Source organism: Streptomyces sp. NPDC089919, assembly GCF_040684615.1.
Taxonomy (GTDB): Bacteria; Actinomycetota; Actinomycetes; order Streptomycetales; family Streptomycetaceae; genus Streptomyces.
This window is the reverse complement of record NZ_JBFBGK010000095.1, coordinates 1-17,421: the sequence shown is the minus strand read 5'-3', so window position 1 is coordinate 17,421 and position 17,421 is coordinate 1. Positions and strand designations below refer to the sequence as shown.

The window sequence follows — 17,421 nt, the reverse complement described above, 5'->3', positions numbered from 1 at the left end:
GTAACCGAAGTCTAGTGCGCACGCCCTCCGCACCGATACGAGCGCGCGGAGTGAGCTGCGTGACAACCGGGGCGTACACGGGGGGAAAGTCCCCCGAATCCGCCCGACTATGCTCGGGGGCCGTCGTTCCCTCCGTTGTCCCCCAGGAGCACCGCATGGCCCTCAAGATCACCGTGATCGGCACTGGCTACCTCGGCGCCACGCACGCCGCCGCCATGGCCGAGCTGGGCTTCGAGGTGCTGGGGCTGGACGTCGTCCCCGAGAAGATCGAGATGCTGTCGCAGGGCCGCGTCCCCATGTACGAGCCGGGACTCGAGGAACTGCTGCGGGCGCACGTGGCCGGGATCGAGGGCTCGACCGGGCGGCTGCGCTTCACCACCTCCTACGAGGAGGCCGCGGCCTTCGGCGACGTCCACTTCGTCTGCGTGAACACCCCGCAGAAGCACGGCGAGTACGCCTGCGACATGTCGTACGTCGACACGGCCTTCGCCTCGCTGGCCCCGCACCTGACGCGGCCGGCGCTGGTGGTCGGCAAGTCGACGGTGCCGGTGGGCTCGGCGGAGCGGCTGGCGGCCCGGCTGGCGGAGCTGGCCCCGGCGGGCGAGGCGGTGGAGCTGGCCTGGAACCCGGAGTTCCTGCGCGAGGGCTTCGCCGTGCAGGACACCCTGCACCCGGACCGGATCGTGGTCGGCGTGCGCAGCGCGCACGCCGAGAAGGTGCTGCGGGAGGTCTACGCGACGCCGGTGGGCGAGGGCTCGCCGATGGTGGTCACCGACTTCCCGACGGCCGAGCTGGTCAAGACCGCCGCGAACTCCTTCCTGGCCACGAAGATCTCCTTCATCAACGCGATGGCCGAGGTCTGCGAGGCGGCCGGCGGCGACGTGGTGAAGCTGGCCGAGGCGATCGGGTACGACGAGCGGATCGGGGCGAAGTTCCTGCGGGCCGGGATCGGCTTCGGCGGCGGCTGCCTGCCGAAGGACATCCGGGCCTTCATGGCCCGGGCCGGTGAGCTGGGCGCGGACCAGGCGCTGACCTTCCTGCGCGAGGTCGACTCGATCAACATGCGGCGGCGCGGGCACATGGTCGAGCTGGCGCGGGAGGCGGTGGGCGGCTCCTTCCTGGGGAAGCGGGTGGCGGTGCTCGGTGCCACCTTCAAGCCGGACTCGGACGACGTGCGGGACTCGCCGGCGCTGAACGTCGCGGGCCAGATCCACCTCCAGGGCGGCCAGGTCACGGTCTACGACCCCAAGGGCATGGACAACGCACGCCGGGTCTTCCCGACCCTGGCGTACGCGGAGTCGGCGGTGGCGGCGGTGTCGGGGGCGGACGTGGTGCTGCACCTGACGGAGTGGCAGGAGTTCCGGGACCTCGACCCGGCCGCGCTCCGGTCGGTGGCCTCGACCCCGCTGATCCTCGACGGCCGCAACGCCCTCTCCCCGTCCCTGTGGCGCGCCGCCGGCTGGACCTACCGGGCCATGGGGCGCCCCCGGGCCTGACCCCCTCCCCCGCCCCCCTCAGGGGCGGGTCACGGCCGGCGGGAGCGGTAGGTGCGCATCTTGGCGCGGGCGCCGCAGACGGACATCGTGCACCAGCGGCCCCGGCCCGCCGGGCTGCGGTCGTAGTAGGCCCACTGGCAGTCCTCGGCCGCGCACGCCTTCAGCCGGTGCCAGGTCCCGGCCGCCACCGCCTCCGCGATGGCCCCGGCCACCCGCCCGGTGATGCCCGCGGCCGGGTCCGGCCGCAGTTCCGCCGTACCCGCGTCGCCGACCGCGACCGCCAGCGGCGCCGCCGCCAGCAGCCGGTTCAGCTCGGCGAGCCGTTCGGCGGACGCGGGATGCCCGGCGTGCAGGTGCAGCGCCGCCCGCAGCGGCTCGCGCAGGGCGGCCGCCTCGGCCAGCGCGGCCCCGGACAGCCCCAGCTCGCCCGCGAGCCGGTCCTCCCCGGTCTCCAGGCTCAGCGAGTTGATCAGCGCCTCGATGAGCGCGAGCCCTCCGGGCGCGGGCGCTCTCTCCGTCATGAGATCGACGTTACCTCCTAGCGGCGTGATCAGGTAACGGCTACCCTCGGCGTTACCGGTACAGGATGTTTACCGGTAACCCGTAGGCATTCCGATCGCATCCTCAGGAGGAGACATGGCCATCGCCACGCTCGGGGCCGTCGTCCTGGACTGTCCCGACCCGCTCGCCCTCGCCGAGTTCTACGCCTCGCTGATCGGCGGGACCGCCGAGGTCGACGAGGAGGGCCGCTGGGCCGACCTCGAGGGCCACGGCGGCACCCGGCTGGCCTTCCAGAAGGCGGCCGGCCACGTCCCGCCGCAGTGGCCGTCCGCGGAGGGCTCGCAGCAGTTCCACCTGGACCTGACCGTCGAAGACCTCGACGCCGCCGAGGAGCAGGTCCTCGCCCTCGGCGCGAAGCTGCTGGAGCGCGGCCCGGCGGACCGCGACTGGCGGGTCTTCGCGGACCCGGTCGGCCACCCCTTCTGCCTCTGCGCCTGCTGACCCGCGGCCCTCGCGGCCCCCGCGTCAGGCTGAGGGGCCGCTCCGGCGGTGCTGGGCCGCGCGGGCGGTGAACTCCGCGTCGCGGAGCACGCGCTGGGCGTTGGACCAGGTCAGGAGGGTCAGGTCGGCTTCGGACCAGCCGCGGGTGCAGAGCTCGGCGAGCAGCCGGGGGTAGCCCGCCGGGTCCTCCAGGCCCGCGACCCGCGGGGTGAAGGGGTCGGTGCCGAAGGCGGCGCCGAGGCCCACCGAGTGCGGGCCGGCGACCGCGCGGGCGTGGTCGAGGTGGTCGGCGACGGTGGCCAGGGTCACCTCGCCGGCACCCAGCAGCTCCGGCTCGAAGGACACCATGAACAGCCCCTTGGCCGCGCCCAGGGCGGCCAGCACCTCGTCGGGCACGTTGCGCGGGTGCGGGTGCAGGGCGGCGGCGCCCGCGTGCGAGACCACCACCGGCGCCTTGGACGCGGCGATGATCCGCCGGGCCGCCTCGGGCGTGCAGCCCGCCAGGTCCAGCAGGATCGCCAGCCGGTTCATCTCCCGTACGGCCTCGTGCCCGAAGGCGGTCAGCGCGGGCTCGGCCCAGGCCGCGCCGGCCGGGGCGAGGCTGCGCACGCCCAGGGCGTGGAAGGCCCGCAGGGGGCCGAGCGAGCCGGTGAGCGTGCGTCCGGAGACCGGCCCCAGGAACGAGGCGATACGACCCCGGTTGCGGGCGTCGGACAGCTCGTCCGGGCCGAGCGCCAGCAGCAGGCTGTCCGGGTAGCTGCGGACCAGGTCGCGGGCGATGTCGAGCTGGTCCAGGGTCTCGGCCACCACGTCCTCGGCGGCCGGCAGGCCGTCCGCGTCCTGGGGTGGCAGCAGGGACCAGAACTGCGCGCCCACGCCGCCGGCCCGCAGCCGCGGGATGTCGGTGTCCACGGAGTTCTCGGAGGTCTCCAGGTCGTGGTGCGGGGTCAGCCGCAGCATCCGCGGCAGGCTGTTGTGCCCGTCCACGACGGGGTGCCCGGCGAGCAGCGCCCGCACGGCGGCGTCCACCGTGGCAGCCGCGTCGGCCGCGACCGCGGTGATCGCCTCGGCCTCCGCCACGGCCGCGGAGGCGGCCTCGTCGGCCGGGTCGGCCGGTTCGGTGGTGTCGGCCTGCGAGGGCAGCTCGGCGGCCGCCTCCACCGGTACCGGGGGCACCGCGGGCGGGTCGGCGGGGGCGGTCACGGCGCCGGGGCCCTCGTGGGGGTCATCCTGCAGGTCGGCCATGGCGTTCGCTCCGGTCTCGGCGGCAGCAGGGACTGGTTGCCACCGTGACACGTGTGACGCCTGGGTTCTCGGCGGGTGTGGCGTTCGGGTCAATGGGGGCGACGGAGGGCTGCTGCCGCTGGGGGTCTGCCCGCGGCAGGAGCGGGCCAGGGGGCGGTCGTGGTGTGTGGGGCCCCGCGACCCTTGAGCGGGCATGGCTGTCAGGCCCGTTCAAGGGCCTCCCCCACACACCACGACCGCCCGGGGGGACCGACAGGGTCCGCCCGGGCGGTCGGGTGGGGATTCGCTACAGGCGGGCGTTGGACGGGGGCAGGTCCGACTGGGCCGCGGCGACCGACTCGGCGTCGCGGAGCACGCGGACCGCGTTGGACCAGGTCAGCTTCGTCACGTCGGGCTTGGACCAGCCGCGGTGCAGCAGCTCCGCGATCAGGTTCGGGTAGCCCGCGACGTCGTCCAGGCCGGCCGGGGTGAAGGCGGTGCCGTCGTAGTCGCCGCCGATGCCGATGTGGTCCACGCCGGCGACCTCGCGCATGTGGTCCAGGTGGTCGGCGACGGTCGCGGCGGTGGCCACCGGCCGCGGGTTGGCGGCCTCGAAGGCCCGGTGGACCGCCATCCCCGCCGGGGTGGTGTCCAGGTGGTGCAGGCCGTGCGCGCGCATGTTCTCGTCGGCCGCGGCGGTCCAGGCGACCGCGGCGGGGAGGATGAACTTCGGCACGAAGGTGGCCATCGCCAGGCCGCCGTTGGCCGGCAGCCGCTCCAGGACGTCGTCCGGGACGTTGCGCGGGTGGTCGCAGACCGCCCGGGACGAGGAGTGCGAGAAGATCACCGGCGCGGTGGAGACGTCCAGCGCGTCCCGCATCGTGGTGGCCGCCACGTGCGAGAGGTCGACCAGCATGCCGATCCGGTTCATCTCGCGGACGACCTCGCGGCCGAAGTCCGTGAGGCCGCCGTGCCGGGGCTCGTCGGTGGCCGAGTCCGCCCAGTCGATGGTGTCGTTGTGCGTCAGCGTCATGTAGCGGACGCCCAGCCGGTGCAGCGCGCGCAGGGTGGCCAGGGAGTTGTGGATGGAGTGGCCGCCCTCGGCGCCCATGAGCGAGGCGATCCGGCCCTCGGCCCGGGCCTTCTCCATGTCCGCGGCCGTCAGGGCGCGCACCAGGTCGGCCGGGTACCGCTCGATCAGCTGGCCGACCACGTCGATCTGCTCCAGCGTGGCGCTGACCGCGCGGTCGCCGGCGTAGTCGGAGCGCACGTACACGGACCAGAACTGCGCGCCCACCCCGCCGGCCCGCAGCCGGCGGAGGTCGGTGTGCAGGACCCCGCTGAGGTCGGTGGCGATGTCGCGCTGTGCCAGGTCGTAGGCCACCTGCTCGCGCAGCGCCCACGGCAGGTCGTTGTGCCCGTCGACGACGGGGTGGCCCGCGAGCAGTTCGCGGGCCTCCGCCAGGCGGCCGGCGGCGCTCACTTGCCGAACCCGAAGGACTCCTGGCCGGCCACCTTGGCCCGCAGCCGCTTGCCCTTCTCCGTGGCCTGGTCGTTCAGCTCCTGCTGGAACTCCTTCATGCGGGCGAGGAGTTCGGGGTCCTGGGTGGCCAGGATGCGGACCGCGAGCAGACCGGCGTTGCGGGCGCCGCCGACCGAGACGGTGGCGACCGGCACGCCGGCCGGCATCTGCACGATGGAGAGCAGCGAGTCCATGCCGTCCAGGTACTTCAGCGGCACCGGGACGCCGATGACCGGCAGCGGGGTGACCGAGGCGAGCATGCCCGGCAGGTGCGCGGCGCCGCCGGCGCCCGCGATCACGGCCTTCAGGCCGCGGTCCGCGGCCTGCTCGCCGTACGCGATCATCTCGTGCGGCATCCGGTGGGCGGAGACGACGTCCACCTCGTAGGGGACCTCGAACTCGTCCAGCGCCTGGGCGGCGGCCTCCATGACCGGCCAGTCGGAGTCGGAGCCCATCACGATGCCGATGAGAGGAGAGGAGGGAGTGCTCATTCGGTGATTGTTCCCCTGAGGTAGCCGGCTGCGTGACGGGCGCGCTCCAGCACGTCGTCCAGATCGTCGCCGTAGGTGTTCACGTGGCCGACCTTGCGGCCCGCCTTCACGTCCTTGCCGTACATGTGGATCTTGAGCTGCGGGTCGCGGGCCATGCAGTGCAGGTACGCCGCGTACATGTCGGGGTAGTCCCCGCCCAGGACGTTCGCCATGACGGTCCAGGCGGCGCGCGGGCGCGGATCGCCCAGCGGCAGGTCGAGGACCGCCCGTACGTGGTTGGCGAACTGCGAGGTGACCGCGCCGTCCTGGGTCCAGTGGCCGCTGTTGTGCGGCCGCATGGCGAGTTCGTTGACCAGGATCCGGCCGTCGGCCGTCTCGAAGAGCTCGACGGCCAGGTGGCCGGTCACGTCGAGTTCCTTGGCGATGCGCAGGGCCAGCGCCTGGGCCTCGCCCGCGAGCTCCTCGGAGAGGTTCGGGGCGGGCGCGATGACCGTGTCGCAGACGCCGTCCACCTGGACGGACTCGACGACGGGGTAGGCCACCGCCTGGCCGTGCGGGGAGCGGACGATGTTCGCCGCGAGCTCGCGGACGAAATCGACCTTCTCCTCCGCGAGGACGGCCACTCCCGCCTTGAAGGCGTCCGCCGCGTCCTCGGGGGTGCGGACGAACCACACGCCCTTGCCGTCGTAGCCGCCGCGGACCGTCTTGAGGATGATCGGGAAGCCCCCGACCTCCTCGGCGAAGGCCGCCGCGTCCGCCGGATCGGCCACGATCCGGTGGCGGGGGCTGGGCGCGCCGATCTCGTCGAGCTTGGCGCGCATCACCCCCTTGTCTTGTGCGTGCACCAACGCGTCGGGCCCCGGGCGGACGGGGATGCCGTCCGCTTCCAGGGCCCGCAGGTGCTCGGTGGGCACGTGCTCGTGATCGAAGGTGATCACGTCACAGCCGCGCGCGAAGGCGCGCAGCGTGTCCAGGTCGCGATAGTCGCCGATGACGACCTCGCTCACCACCTGGGCCGCCGAGTCCTGTGGGGTGTCGCTGAGGAGCTTGAATCTGATGCCGAGGGGGATGCCCGCCTCGTGGGTCATGCGGGCGAGCTGACCGCCGCCGACCATGCCGACTACCGGGAACGTCACTCCTCCAGGGTATCCGCCGCCCGGGTGCGCCCGGAGACCCGGCCGCCCAGGTCAGGGCCGGTCAGCAGAGGGTGAACGGGCCGTCACGCAGGTGGCCCCGTCGCTCCGGATGCTCCTGCCCCCCGTGTTCCGCAAGCCACGGGCGTACCGGCGGGGCGACGCTTAACATGGCTTGGTTGACGCATTCGAGTTGACGCAATCGACCGACAGGGGCTGAACGATCACCATGAACGCGTCGAAGCGGGCGGACCTCTTCGGGCGAGTACGTGGGCTCGGCCGGGAGATCGCCAAGTTCGGGGCGGTCGGCGGCCTCGGCCTGCTGGTCAACCTGGGCGTCTTCAACCTGCTCCGGCACGCCACCGACCTCCAGGTCGTGCGTGCCAGCGTGATCGCGACCGTGGTCGCGATCGCCTTCAACTACGTCGGCTTCCGCTACTTCACCTACCGGGACCGCGACAAGAGCGGCCGGACCCGCGAGCTGACCCTGTTCCTGCTGTTCAGCGCGGCCGGCCTGGTGATCGAGAACGGCCTGCTGTACGCCGCGACCTACGGCCTGGGCTGGGACACCCCGCTGCAGAGCAACGTCTTCAAGTTCCTGGGCATCGGCGTGGCCACGGCCTTCCGCTTCTGGTCGTACCGGACGTGGGTCTTCAAGACGATGCCGGCACCGGCGGAGGTCCCCGCCGCCGCCGAGGCCGCCCGGCCGGCCGTCGGCGGCCCCGGCGCGCCCGGGCAGCCGGTACGCCAGCCGGTGCGGCACTGACCCACCGCCGCCAGGGCCTCCGGAGCCGCCGTCCGGTCAGCGGACCGGGCGTTCCGGTTCCGGTCGGGCCGGGGGCGTGCGGCTGAGGAAGAGGGCGAAGACCGGCGGGTGCGTCTGGAGCAGTTCCAGCCGCCCGCCGTCCGCCTCGGCGAGGTCCCGGGCCACGGCCAGGCCGATGCCGGTGGAGTTGCGGCCGCTGATGGCCCGCTCGAAGATCCGGTTGCCGAGGTCCGCGGGGACCCCGGGGCCCTCGTCGGTGACCTCGATGACGGCCTGGTTGCCGGTCACGCGGGTGCGCAGGGCGACGGTGCCGCCGCCGTGCATCAGGGAGTTCTCGATCAGGGCGGCCATCACCTGCGCGACCGCGCCGGGGGTTCCCACCGCCCGCATCCCCTGCTTGCCGGAGCGGACGATGGCCCGGCCGGCGCTGCGGTAGGCCGGCCGCCACTCCTCCACCTGCTGCTTGACGACCTCGTCGAGGTCGAAGGGGACCGCGGAGCCGGTGCGGGGGTCGCGCGAGTTGGTGAGCAGCCGCTGCACCACGTCCGTGAGCCGTTCGACCTGGGTCAGGGCGATGGAGGCCTCCTCGCGCACCGTCTCCAGGTCGTCGGTGACGGTGATCTCCTCCAGCCGCATCGACAGCGCGGTCAGCGGGGTGCGCAGCTGGTGCGAGGCGTCGGCGGCGAGCCGCCGCTCGGCGGTGAGCATCCGCCCGATCCGCTCGGCGCTGGCGTCCAGGACGTCCGCGACCCGGTCCAGCTCGGGCACCCCGTACCGCTTGTGCCGGGGCCGGGGGTCGCCGGAGCCGAGGCGTTCCGCGGTCTCGGCGAGGTCGGTCAGCGGGGACGTCAGCCGGTTGGCCTGGCGGACCGCGAGCAGCACCGCGGCCACCACGGCCAGCAGGGCCACCGCGCCCACCACGACCAGGGTGCGGCCGACCTCCTTGGTGACGATGGAGCGGGGCTCCTCGACGGTGACCGTCTCGCCCTGTTCGCCGTGCTCCCGGCCGCGGATCACCGAGCCCTCGGGCCGCTCCCCCAGCTCCACCGCGGGGTGGCCGGGGACCTCGATGCGGGCGTACCGGTCGGGGCCGAGCTGCCCGGCCAGGGCGGCGGCGTCCAGCGGCGCCTTCTCCAGGACCCGGGCCTCGACGATCCCGACGAGGTGCAGGGCCTCGGCCTGGACGGCGTCCTGGGCGCTGTTGGTGATGGTCCGGGTCTCCACGATCACCAGGGAGACGCCGAAGACCGCGATCACGACGAGCACCACCGCGAGGGTGGAGTTGATCAGACGGCTGCGCATGTCAGTGCTCCGGGCTCAGCTCGTGCCGCCGGCCCTCTCTCTTCCGGGACTCAGCTCTTCTCGAAACGGAAACCGACCCCGCGGACGGTGGCGATGTACCGCGGGTTGGCGGCGTCGTCGCCGAGCTTCTTGCGCAGCCACGAGATGTGCATGTCGAGCGTCTTGGTGGAGGACCACCAGGTGGTGTCCCAGACCTCGCGCATCAGCTGGTCGCGGGTGACCACCCGGCCGGCGTCCCGGACCAGGACCCGCAGCAGGTCGAACTCCTTGGCGGTGAGCTGGAGCTCCTCGTCGCCCATCCAGGCCCGGTGGGACTCGACGTCGATCCGCACGCCGTGGGTGGCCGGCGGCTGCGCGGGCTCGGTGGCGCCGCGCCGGAGCAGGGCCCGGACCCGGGCCAGCAGCTCGGCCAGCCGGAAGGGCTTGGTCACGTAGTCGTCGGCACCCGCGTCCAGGCCCACCACGGTGTCGACCTCGTCGGCCCGGGCGGTCAGGACCAGGATCGGGAAGCCGTGGCCTTCGGCCCGCAGGCGGCGGGCGACCTCGAGGCCGTCCATCCCGGGCAGTCCCAGGTCGAGGACGACGAGATCGACGGAGCCCTGCAGTCCGGCATCGAGGGCGGTGGGGCCGTCCTCGCGGACCTCGACCTCGTAGCCCTCCCTGCGCAGGGCGCGGGCCAGCGGCTCCGAGATGGATGCGTCGTCCTCGGCGAGCAGTACACGCGTCATGTGGGTGATGGTAGTCCGCGGCGGGCGTGGCTCGTGGGGCGATCGCCCAGCCCTGCGGAACTGCGGATATGACTTGGTGTAGTCCTTTGATTATGGTCAGACGGTTCCCCGGAATCCTGTGATCCATATCTCAAGTCCTTCCATATCCGGCACTGTCGTGTCGTATGGTGGCGACACATCTGATGCACTATCCGTGGACCTTTCTGCGCAGACAGCCCAGAAGGTCCCTTCTTATGTGTCCGTCAGTGACCCCCCGCTGGGCTTGGCCCTCGTGCGCGACGAAGCGCGTGACGGCCGCCCCTCACCGGGCGCACTCCGCTCAAAAAGCGAAGCGTCCCGAGCACAGCAAGGAACGACCATGGCATCGAGCCTGATCAAGGATTCGGCCGGCACCACCGGCCAGAAGACCTTCTTCGGCCACCCCCGTGGCCTGGCCACTCTCTTCATGACCGAGATGTGGGAGCGCTTCTCCTACTACGGCATGCGCGCTCTCCTCGTCCTGTACATCGTCTCCGGCGGTGCGGACATGGCGAAGGGCGGTCAGGGCGGCGGCCTGGCGATGACCGCGGCCACGGCCACGGCCATCTACTCCGTGTACGTGTCGATGGTCTACCTGATGGCCCTGCCGGGCGGCTGGTTCGGCGACCGCGTCTGGGGCGCCCGCAAGACCGTCACCATCGCCGGTTTCGTGATCATGGCCGGTCACCTCGCGCTGGCGATCCCGGGCCAGGCGATGTTCTTCGTCGGTCTGATCCTGGTCGCGATGGGCTCCGGTCTGCTGAAGGCCAACATCTCCACGATGGTCGGCCACCTCTACGACGGTCCGGACGACCCGCGTCGTGACGGCGGCTTCACGCTCTTCTACGTCGGCATCAACCTCGGTGCCTTCGTCGCCCCGTTCGTCATCGGCACCCTCGGTGAGAACGTCAACTGGCACCTCGGCTTCGCGCTCGCCGCGGTCGGCATGGGTCTGGGCCTGGCCCAGTTCCTGTTCGGCACCCGCCACCTGAGCGCCAAGTCCAGCGAGGTCCCGAACCCGCTGACCGCCGAAGAGCGCAAGGCCATGATCTCCAAGGTCATCATGGTCGCCCTGGCCGTCGCGGTGTTCTACGGCGTGGTCGTCGCCGCCGGCGTGTACACGCTGAACTGGGCCATGGTCCCGCTGATGCTGGCCGGTCTGCTGATCCCCATCGCGGTGCTCACCAAGATCAAGCGCGACAAGGACCTGTCGGCCACCGAGCAGTCGAAGATGACCGGCTACATCTGGTTCTTCGTCGCCGCGGCCGTCTTCTGGATGATCTACGACCAGGGCGGCTCCACGCTCTCCCTGTTCGCGGACGGCAAGACCGCCGACAAGGTCTTCGGCTTCGGCTTCCCCGCCACCTGGTACCAGTCGCTGAACCCGCTCTTCGTGATGGCGCTGGCGCCGGTCTTCGCCTGGCTGTGGCTGTGGCTGGCGCGCAAGAACCAGGAGCCGAACACCATCGTGAAGTTCGCGATGGGCATCATCCTGGTCGGTGCCTCGTTCTTCGTCTTCATCGTCCCGATGAACATGGCCTCCGACGGCCACACCCTGGTCTCCCCCATGTGGCTGGTCTCCATCTACATGATCCAGACCATCGGTGAGCTGTGCCTCTCCCCGGTCGGCCTCTCCGTCACCACGAAGATGGCCCCGCAGAAGTACGCCTCGCAGATGATGGGCGTCTGGTTCCTCGCGGTCACCGCCGGTGACTGCACCACCGGTCTGCTCTCCACGGCCGGCGTGGACCTGAACGGCATCGGCATCATCGGCCTCCAGGCCGGTCTGGCCGTGGTCGCCGGTCTGGCCGTCTACATGTACCGCCAGAAGGTGCAGGCCCTGATGGGCGACGTGCACTGACCCGACGGTCGCACTCCGCGGAAGGGCCCCGGCACACCTCGTGTGTGCCGGGGCCCTTCCCGTGCGTACGGGCGCGCGGGGCACCCGTACGCGCGGCCCTACCGCTGGCCGCGGAGGCGGCGCCAGGGGGTGAAGGTGAAGACGGCGGCGCCGAGGAGGATGACGGTGCCGGCGACCAGGCCGAGGGCGCGCAGGCCCGCGTCCCCGTCGGCGCCGGTGTGCGCCAGGCCGCCGGGGCCGCCGTTGGTCCCCGTGGTGGTGCCGGTGGTGGTGCCCGTGGTGCCGCCCGGCTGGGCCGCGGTGTCCAGGGTCAGGGAGACCGAGGTCGACTTGGCCGTGCAGGGGATCTTGGTGGTGCCGAAGACGGTGATCGTGAGGTCACCGGGGCTCAGCGTGACCTTGCCGGACTTGCCGGGCGTGTAGGTGCCCGTCATGTCGGAGAGGTCCACCGGCTGCTGCGCCGCGATGGGCTTGTCGTTGGCCGGGCCGGACACGTCGACCGTGCCGCTCTCCGCGCCGCCGAGCTTGACCTTCATCGAGGGCTTGAGTGCGCCCGGGGTGAGCGGGGCGGGGCTCTTCATGACGCCCTTGGCGGTCTTCACCGTCAGGGCGTAGCCGCCGCCGCTCTTCTTGGCGCTGATGGTCACCTTGGACTGGATGCTCGCCGGTCCGGGCGGGGTGCAGGCGAAGGTGACCGCGACCTCGGTGCCGGGGAAGTCGCTCTGGCCGCCGTTGCCGCCGGTGGTGGTGCCGGCGGTGGAGCCCGCGGTCGATCCGGCGGTGGTACCGGCCGTCGTACCGGAGGTGGTCCCGGCGGTGGTGCCCGACGTGGTGCCCGCGGTGGTGCCGGAGGTCGTACCGGCGGTGGTCCCGGAGGTCGTACCCGAGGTCGTGCCCGACGTGGTGCCGGAGGTCGTGCCCGAGGTCGTACCGGACGTCGTGCCGGAGGTGGTACCGGACGTGGTGCCGGAGGTCGTGCCGCCGGTGGAGCCGGCCGAGACGTCGATGGTGGCGCCCACCGGGACGCTGCCGTCGGGCGTGCACTTGGTCGTGAAGACGCTGCCGAAGAGGCTGACGTCCACGTTGTAGTTGGCCGGCGTCAGGGTGATCTTGCCGGCCTTGGTCAGCTTGAGCTTGCCCTTCATGTCCGACAGGACCATCGGCGCCTTCTTGGGGATCGGCGGGTTCTCCTTGGCACCCACCACCTTCAGCTGGGCGCCCCCGCCGCTCACGTTCAGCCACCCCGTCGGCAGGACCGCGTCCTTGGGGATATCCATCAGGTCGGTGTTGTTCGAGGCCGGCTTCACGGTCTTCCAGACCACGTCCACGGTGTCGCCCACCTTGGCGGTGGCCGGGGCCGTGATGCTCGCGGTGGTCTCGCCGGAGACCGGTCCCCCGCCGCCGGGCGGCGGCTGGCAGGTCACCTTGAACTTGATCTCGGCGGCCTGGGCGGGGGCTGCCGCCACCAGGATGCCCGCGCCGCCGAGCAGCAGCGCGACGGCGGCCGCGCTCACCCTCCGTTGGGTCTTCACGAATGTCCCTTCGTCGTCGATCGGTTCTCAGACGGTGCGGACGTCTGTGGTGCGGACGTGCTGGGTGCGGAAGTCTGCGGTGCGCCCGGCGCGGTGTCCGGGGTGAACCACGGCAGGACCGCCGTGGTGGTCGTGGTGGTGTCCGAGGCGCCGGGGGGCTCCGGCGGCGGTGCGGGCTCGGCGGCCGCCGGCCGCTTGGTGAAGGCGGCCGGGATCCGGGGCAGTCGCGCGGTGACCGCGGCGGGCGGCTCGGGCTCCCCCGCGGCGCCCCGGTGCCGGCCGGGGCCGGGGGCGGCACCCCCGTCGGGCCGCGGCCGGACCTTGTCGACCACCGCCATCCCGATCCGGAACACTCCGGCCGGGACGACCAGGCACAGCAGGATCCAGAAGAGCGTCACGCCGTACGGGCGGTCCACCCCCCAGGGCTGCGTGACCAGGGTCTTCTCCCCGTACTTGAGGGAGACGGAGTAGTCGCCGTACGCGCCCGCGTCGAGGGAGACGGGCAGCGAGACCCGGGCCTTGCCGCCCGGCGCGATGGTGCCCTTCCAGGCGCGCTCCTCCCACAGGGGTGCGAAGACCCCGTGGGCGGTGCCGACCTGGAAGACCGGGTTCTTCACCGCGGCCGAGCCCAGGTTGCCCACGGTCACCACCAGGCGGCGCTCGGGCGGGGCGCCGAACCAGGTCAGCACGCCGTCGTCGCCCTCCAGCCGGGCCGCCGCGAGCACCGCGAGGCGGGCGCTGCCGGCCGCGGAGGGCAGCGCGGCCACCGGGTGGTCGGTGATCTTCACGGGGGCGTCGGCCTCCGCCTGGTCCCCGGTGACGGTGGCCACGTGGACCACGCAGGGGCAGGGCTTGGGCGGCCCGACCACCGGCAGCTGCTTGCCGAACCGGCCGGCCGCGTCGGTGGTGACCGCCCGGCCGTCGGAGTTGGCGCAGGTGTTGGTGCCGCCGATCATGTTCTGCCCGCAGACCAGCAGCATCAGCAGGGTGCGGGCCGGCCACCCGGTGCCCGCGACGGTGACCTCGGTGCCCTTGGCGACCTCCTGGAGGGCGAGTTCGACCGTGGGCTTCGGGGCCGGGGCGGCCGACGCGCCCGGCGCCGCCCGCAGCCCCACGGCCAGTACGGCCGCCAGGGCGAGCAGCAGCACCCCGGCCGCGCGGGCCCCCCGACCGTCCGCCCGCCTGCGCCCGACCGTGCCGCTCACCTGACCGCTCCCGTCAACTCGGCTGCGGAGCCGGGCCGGTCGGCCTGCTCCGGGGGGTGGGGATCCGTGCCGCGCCCGGCCCGGTTGGTGCGTACGAGGAGGACGGCGACCGCGGCCACCGCGGCCAGGGCCAGCACCCCGGCGCCGGTCCAGCCCACCGCCGCCCAGGGCACGAAGCGGGCCGAGGCGGTGGCCTCGGCACGGGCGCCGCCGGCGGCGGTGACGGTCAGCCTGAGGTCCACCGCGTCGAACACCGGCGCCCCCGGCCACGGTTCGGAGAGCTCCACCCGCTGCCCGGGCAGCAGCTCCACGCCCAGCCGGTGCGCGGCACGGCCTGCCACGTCCCCGAGGAGCCCGTCCGCGGTGACCCCCAACTCCGGGGTCAGGGCGGTGTTCCCGCGGTTCACCAGGGCGTAGCGGATGCGGGTGGCCGCGCCCCGGCCGGTGACCGCCACGTCCTCCACGGTCAGGGCGGCCAGCACCGGCCCGCGGACCCGCAGCTGGACCCGGACGGCGGCCTCGCGCGCCCCCTCGGAGACCACGACGGCGGCCGGGTGGTCGCCGGGGACCGCGCCGGGCGGCACGGTGACGGTGAAGGGGACCACCGCGCGGGTGTGCGGCGGGATCCGGACGGTGGCGCCGGCGCCGAAGCCGATCCAGCCGCCCGCCCCGGCCGAGCCGCCGGCCGGGCGGACCGCCAGGGCGCCGCCCGCCGCGTTGTAGGCGTCGGCCCCGCGCAGGGTGAGCGTCCGGGCGGCGCCGGAGGGGTTGGCCAGGGCGACGGCGTCCTCCAGGACGGTGCCGGGCACGCCTTCGAGGTAGAAGTACGGCCGGCCGTCCGGGCTGCCGGGGGCGGTGGCCCGGCCGGCGGCGGGCTCCGCGGTCCAGCCGGGCTCCGCGGCCTCCCGTACGGGCCCCCGGGCGGGGGCCGCGCCGGCGGCGGCGGGCGGGCAGAGCACGGCCGCCGCGAGGAGCGCGGCGAGCGCGGCGGTTCGGCTACGGCGCGACGGCATGGCCGGTTCTCCCTGTCGCGTGAGGTGCGTACGGCGGTCGGCGGGGACGGTCAGGCCCGGGACCGCCCGCCGCGCCGGGTCAGCCAGAGCACCCCGGCCGCACCACCGAGCAGGACGGTGCCGCCGAGGGTACCGAGGGCGAGGGCGGAGTCCGCCGGTCCGGTCTGCGGCAGCGAGGCGACGGTCTGCGAGGTCTGGGCGACGGCGCCCCCGCCGGCCGCGGTGGCCTGCAACTCCAGGGAGGGGCGCGGGTGGTTGCCGGGGGTGCAGGTGGTGGTGGTCATCATGGCCTTGATGGTGAGCACCCCGGCGGTGAAGGTGACCTTGCCGGTCTTCTTCGGCGTGTAGGTGCCGGACAGGTCGCTGATCTTGATGGGGGTGTCGGCGGGCGCGGCGACCGCGTTGGGCGGGCCGGAGACGGCGACCGTGCCGGTCTCGGCGCCGCCGACCCTGATGACGGCGCTCGGATGCATCGCGCCCTTGCCCAGCTCGATGGGGCTGGAGGAGACGCCCTTCTGGAAGGACATCGTCAGCTTGTAGGAGTCACCGGTCTTGACGGCGGTGATGTCGATGGGCGACACGGCCGACTTTGGCCCGATCGGGGTGGCGCAGTCGTAGGCGACGTCGATCACGTCGGCGTGGGCCACGGGGGCGGCGGCCAGGACCGCCGGACCGGCCAACGCCGCGGCCAGCGCGAACGCGGCGGAGCGTTTCTTCGTGGACACCTCTGTGTTCCCCTCCGGCCAAAGTTACTGACGGCTTATCAGATTGGGCGTCAAGGTACGCCCGGGATCCTGGAGAGGGAAGACAAAGGACCGGCCGGATCGGGCATTGCCGATCCGGCCGGTCCGGGTGACGCGTGGCGCGGGTGCGCTCAGACGGCGCGGACCCCGCGCCGCCAGACGGCGGAGACCAGCGGGACGCCCGGCCGGTAGGCGAGGTGGACGTGGCTGGGCGCGTCGAGGAGTGCGAGGTCGGCGCGGGCGCCAGGGGCGATCCGGCCGATGTCGGTGCGGCGCAGGGCGCGGGCGCCGCCGGCGGTGGCGGACCAGATCGCCTCGTCCGGGGTCATCCCCATGTCGCGGACCGCCAGCGCGATGCAGAAGGGCATCGAACTGGTGTAGGAGGAGCCGGGGTTGCAGTCGGTGGACAGCGCCACGGTCGCGCCCGCGCCGAGCAGCCGGCGGGCGTCCGGCCACGGGGCGCGGGTGGAGAACTCCGCACCCGGCAGCAGGGTGGCCACCGTCTCGGAGTTGGCCAGCGCGTCGACGTCCGCGTCGGTCAGGTGGGTGCAGTGGTCGGCGGAGGCGGCGCCGAGCTCCACGCCGAGCTGCACGCCGGGGCCGAAGCTGAGCTGGTTGGCGTGGATCCGGGGGATCAGGCCCTTGGCCTTGCCGGCGGTGAGGATCGCACGGGCCTGGTCGCCGTCGAAGGCGCCCTTCTCGCAGAAGACGTCCACCCAGCGGGCGTACGGGGCGCAGGCCTCCAGCATCTCGCCGGTGACCAACTCGACGTAGCCGGCCGGGTCCTCGGCGAAGTCCGGGGAGACGATGTGGGCGCCCAGGTAGGTGACCTCGTCGGTGTGGGCGGCGGCGATGCGCAGGGCGCGGGCCTCGTCCTCGACGGTCAGCCCGTAGCCGGACTTGGTCTCGAAGGTGGTGGTCCCCTGGCGCAGGGCCTCGTCGAGGTGGCGTACGAGATTGGCCTCCAGGGCCGCGTCGGAGGCGGCGCGGGTGGCGGCCACGGTGGTGCGGATGCCGCCGGCGGAGTAGCTGCGGCCGGACATCCGGGCGTTGAACTCCTGGGTGCGGTCGCCGGCGAAGACGAGGTGGCTGTGGGAGTCCACGAAGCCGGGGATCAGGGCCCGGCCCTGGGCGTCGTACCCGGCCTCGGCGGCCGGGGCCTGTGCCGCCGGGCCCACCCAGGCGATGGTCTCGCCCTCGATGACGACGGCGGCGTCCTGGATCAGGCCGAGCGGCGACCCGTCGCCGAGGGCGGGGTCGTTGGTGACGAGGCTGCCGATGTTGGTGATGACGGTGGTCGACGTCATGGGGTCCTCTCAGTACCCGGGGGCCGGGGGCCCGGGTCAGTGGCCGGTCGAGCCGCCGTTGTCACGGCGGTCCAGGGC

General features: G+C 73.3%; 16 protein-coding genes. 4 read left to right on the top strand and 12 right to left on the bottom strand.

Translation table 11 applies throughout. The annotated features are described in order from the left end of the window. Positions 1–155: 155 nt before the first annotated feature. Positions 156–1,496 (top strand): UDP-glucose/GDP-mannose dehydrogenase family protein, encoded by a 1,341-nt coding sequence (locus AB0O40_RS29405; RefSeq protein ID WP_365048023.1) that lies wholly within the window; start codon positions 156–158, stop codon positions 1,494–1,496. A gap of 29 nt (positions 1,497–1,525) precedes the next feature. On the opposite strand, the gene AB0O40_RS29400 is transcribed toward AB0O40_RS29405, so the two are convergent. Next, entirely contained in the window at positions 1,526–2,017 is a 492-nt protein-coding gene (locus AB0O40_RS29400) for a CGNR zinc finger domain-containing protein (RefSeq protein ID WP_365048021.1), read from the bottom strand. A 115-nt stretch (positions 2,018–2,132) separates the two neighbouring features. On the opposite strand from AB0O40_RS29400, the gene AB0O40_RS29395 reads away from it, so the two are divergent. Further along, the gene (locus AB0O40_RS29395; RefSeq protein ID WP_365048019.1) at positions 2,133–2,498 is read left to right on the top strand and encodes a VOC family protein; all 366 of its coding nucleotides are present in this window, start codon (positions 2,133–2,135) and stop codon (positions 2,496–2,498) included. A 24-nt stretch (positions 2,499–2,522) separates the two neighbouring features. Here the strand turns inward: AB0O40_RS29395 and AB0O40_RS29390 are convergent, their stop codons facing one another. The 4 genes from AB0O40_RS29390 to AB0O40_RS29375 form a co-directional block, all read right to left on the bottom strand. Further along, on the bottom strand, positions 2,523–3,743 hold the full coding sequence (locus tag AB0O40_RS29390; RefSeq protein WP_365048017.1) for a dipeptidase: 1,221 nt from the start codon (positions 3,741–3,743) through the stop codon (positions 2,523–2,525). Positions 3,744–4,029: 286 nt separating this feature from the next. After that, positions 4,030–5,205, bottom strand: coding sequence for a dipeptidase (locus AB0O40_RS29385; protein ID WP_365048015.1), 1,176 nt, complete (start codon positions 5,203–5,205; stop codon positions 4,030–4,032). After that, positions 5,202–5,735 carry a 5-(carboxyamino)imidazole ribonucleotide mutase gene (gene purE, locus AB0O40_RS29380; RefSeq protein WP_365048014.1) on the bottom strand — a complete coding sequence of 178 codons (534 nt, stop codon included), beginning with the start codon at positions 5,733–5,735 and terminating at the stop codon, positions 5,202–5,204. Before purE ends, AB0O40_RS29385 begins: the two co-directional genes overlap by 4 nt. After that, positions 5,732–6,871 (bottom strand): 5-(carboxyamino)imidazole ribonucleotide synthase, encoded by a 1,140-nt coding sequence (locus AB0O40_RS29375; RefSeq protein WP_365048012.1) that lies wholly within the window; start codon positions 6,869–6,871, stop codon positions 5,732–5,734. Before AB0O40_RS29375 ends, purE begins: the two co-directional genes overlap by 4 nt. Before the next feature lie 226 nt (positions 6,872–7,097). Here AB0O40_RS29375 and AB0O40_RS29370 point away from each other — a divergent pair, with 226 nt between their 5' ends. Beyond that, on the top strand, positions 7,098–7,634 hold the full coding sequence (locus tag AB0O40_RS29370; RefSeq protein ID WP_365048010.1) for a GtrA family protein: 537 nt from the start codon (positions 7,098–7,100) through the stop codon (positions 7,632–7,634). A gap of 36 nt (positions 7,635–7,670) precedes the next feature. On the opposite strand, the gene AB0O40_RS29365 is transcribed toward AB0O40_RS29370, so the two are convergent. Both AB0O40_RS29365 and AB0O40_RS29360 read right to left on the bottom strand, forming a co-directional pair. Beyond that, positions 7,671–8,936, bottom strand: a complete 1,266-nt coding sequence (locus AB0O40_RS29365) for an ATP-binding protein (RefSeq protein ID WP_365048008.1) — start codon at positions 8,934–8,936, stop codon at positions 7,671–7,673. A gap of 50 nt (positions 8,937–8,986) precedes the next feature. After that, entirely contained in the window at positions 8,987–9,664 is a 678-nt protein-coding gene (locus AB0O40_RS29360; protein WP_365048006.1) for a response regulator transcription factor, read from the bottom strand. Between the two features lie 358 nt (positions 9,665–10,022). Between AB0O40_RS29360 and AB0O40_RS29355 the strand changes: the two genes are divergently transcribed. Further along, on the top strand, positions 10,023–11,543 hold the full coding sequence (locus AB0O40_RS29355; protein WP_365048004.1) for an oligopeptide:H+ symporter: 1,521 nt from the start codon (positions 10,023–10,025) through the stop codon (positions 11,541–11,543). Positions 11,544–11,641: 98 nt separating this feature from the next. On the opposite strand, the gene AB0O40_RS29350 is transcribed toward AB0O40_RS29355, so the two are convergent. From AB0O40_RS29350 to hutI, 5 genes are all read right to left on the bottom strand, one after another. Beyond that, positions 11,642–13,075, bottom strand: a complete 1,434-nt coding sequence (locus tag AB0O40_RS29350) for a hypothetical protein (RefSeq protein WP_365048002.1) — start codon at positions 13,073–13,075, stop codon at positions 11,642–11,644. Continuing rightward, entirely contained in the window at positions 13,072–14,280 is a 1,209-nt protein-coding gene (locus AB0O40_RS29345) for a hypothetical protein (protein WP_365048000.1), read from the bottom strand. Before AB0O40_RS29345 ends, AB0O40_RS29350 begins: the two co-directional genes overlap by 4 nt. Further along, positions 14,277–15,293 (bottom strand): hypothetical protein, encoded by a 1,017-nt coding sequence (locus tag AB0O40_RS29340; protein ID WP_365047998.1) that lies wholly within the window; start codon positions 15,291–15,293, stop codon positions 14,277–14,279. Before AB0O40_RS29340 ends, AB0O40_RS29345 begins: the two co-directional genes overlap by 4 nt. Before the next feature lie 50 nt (positions 15,294–15,343). Continuing rightward, positions 15,344–16,018: an LPXTG cell wall anchor domain-containing protein gene (locus AB0O40_RS29335; protein ID WP_365047996.1), complete on the bottom strand. Its 675-nt coding sequence runs from the start codon at positions 16,016–16,018 to the stop codon at positions 15,344–15,346. A gap of 149 nt (positions 16,019–16,167) precedes the next feature. Next, positions 16,168–17,343, bottom strand: a complete 1,176-nt coding sequence (hutI, locus tag AB0O40_RS29330) for an imidazolonepropionase (RefSeq protein ID WP_365047994.1) — start codon at positions 17,341–17,343, stop codon at positions 16,168–16,170. Between the last annotated feature and the right edge of the window lie 78 nt (positions 17,344–17,421).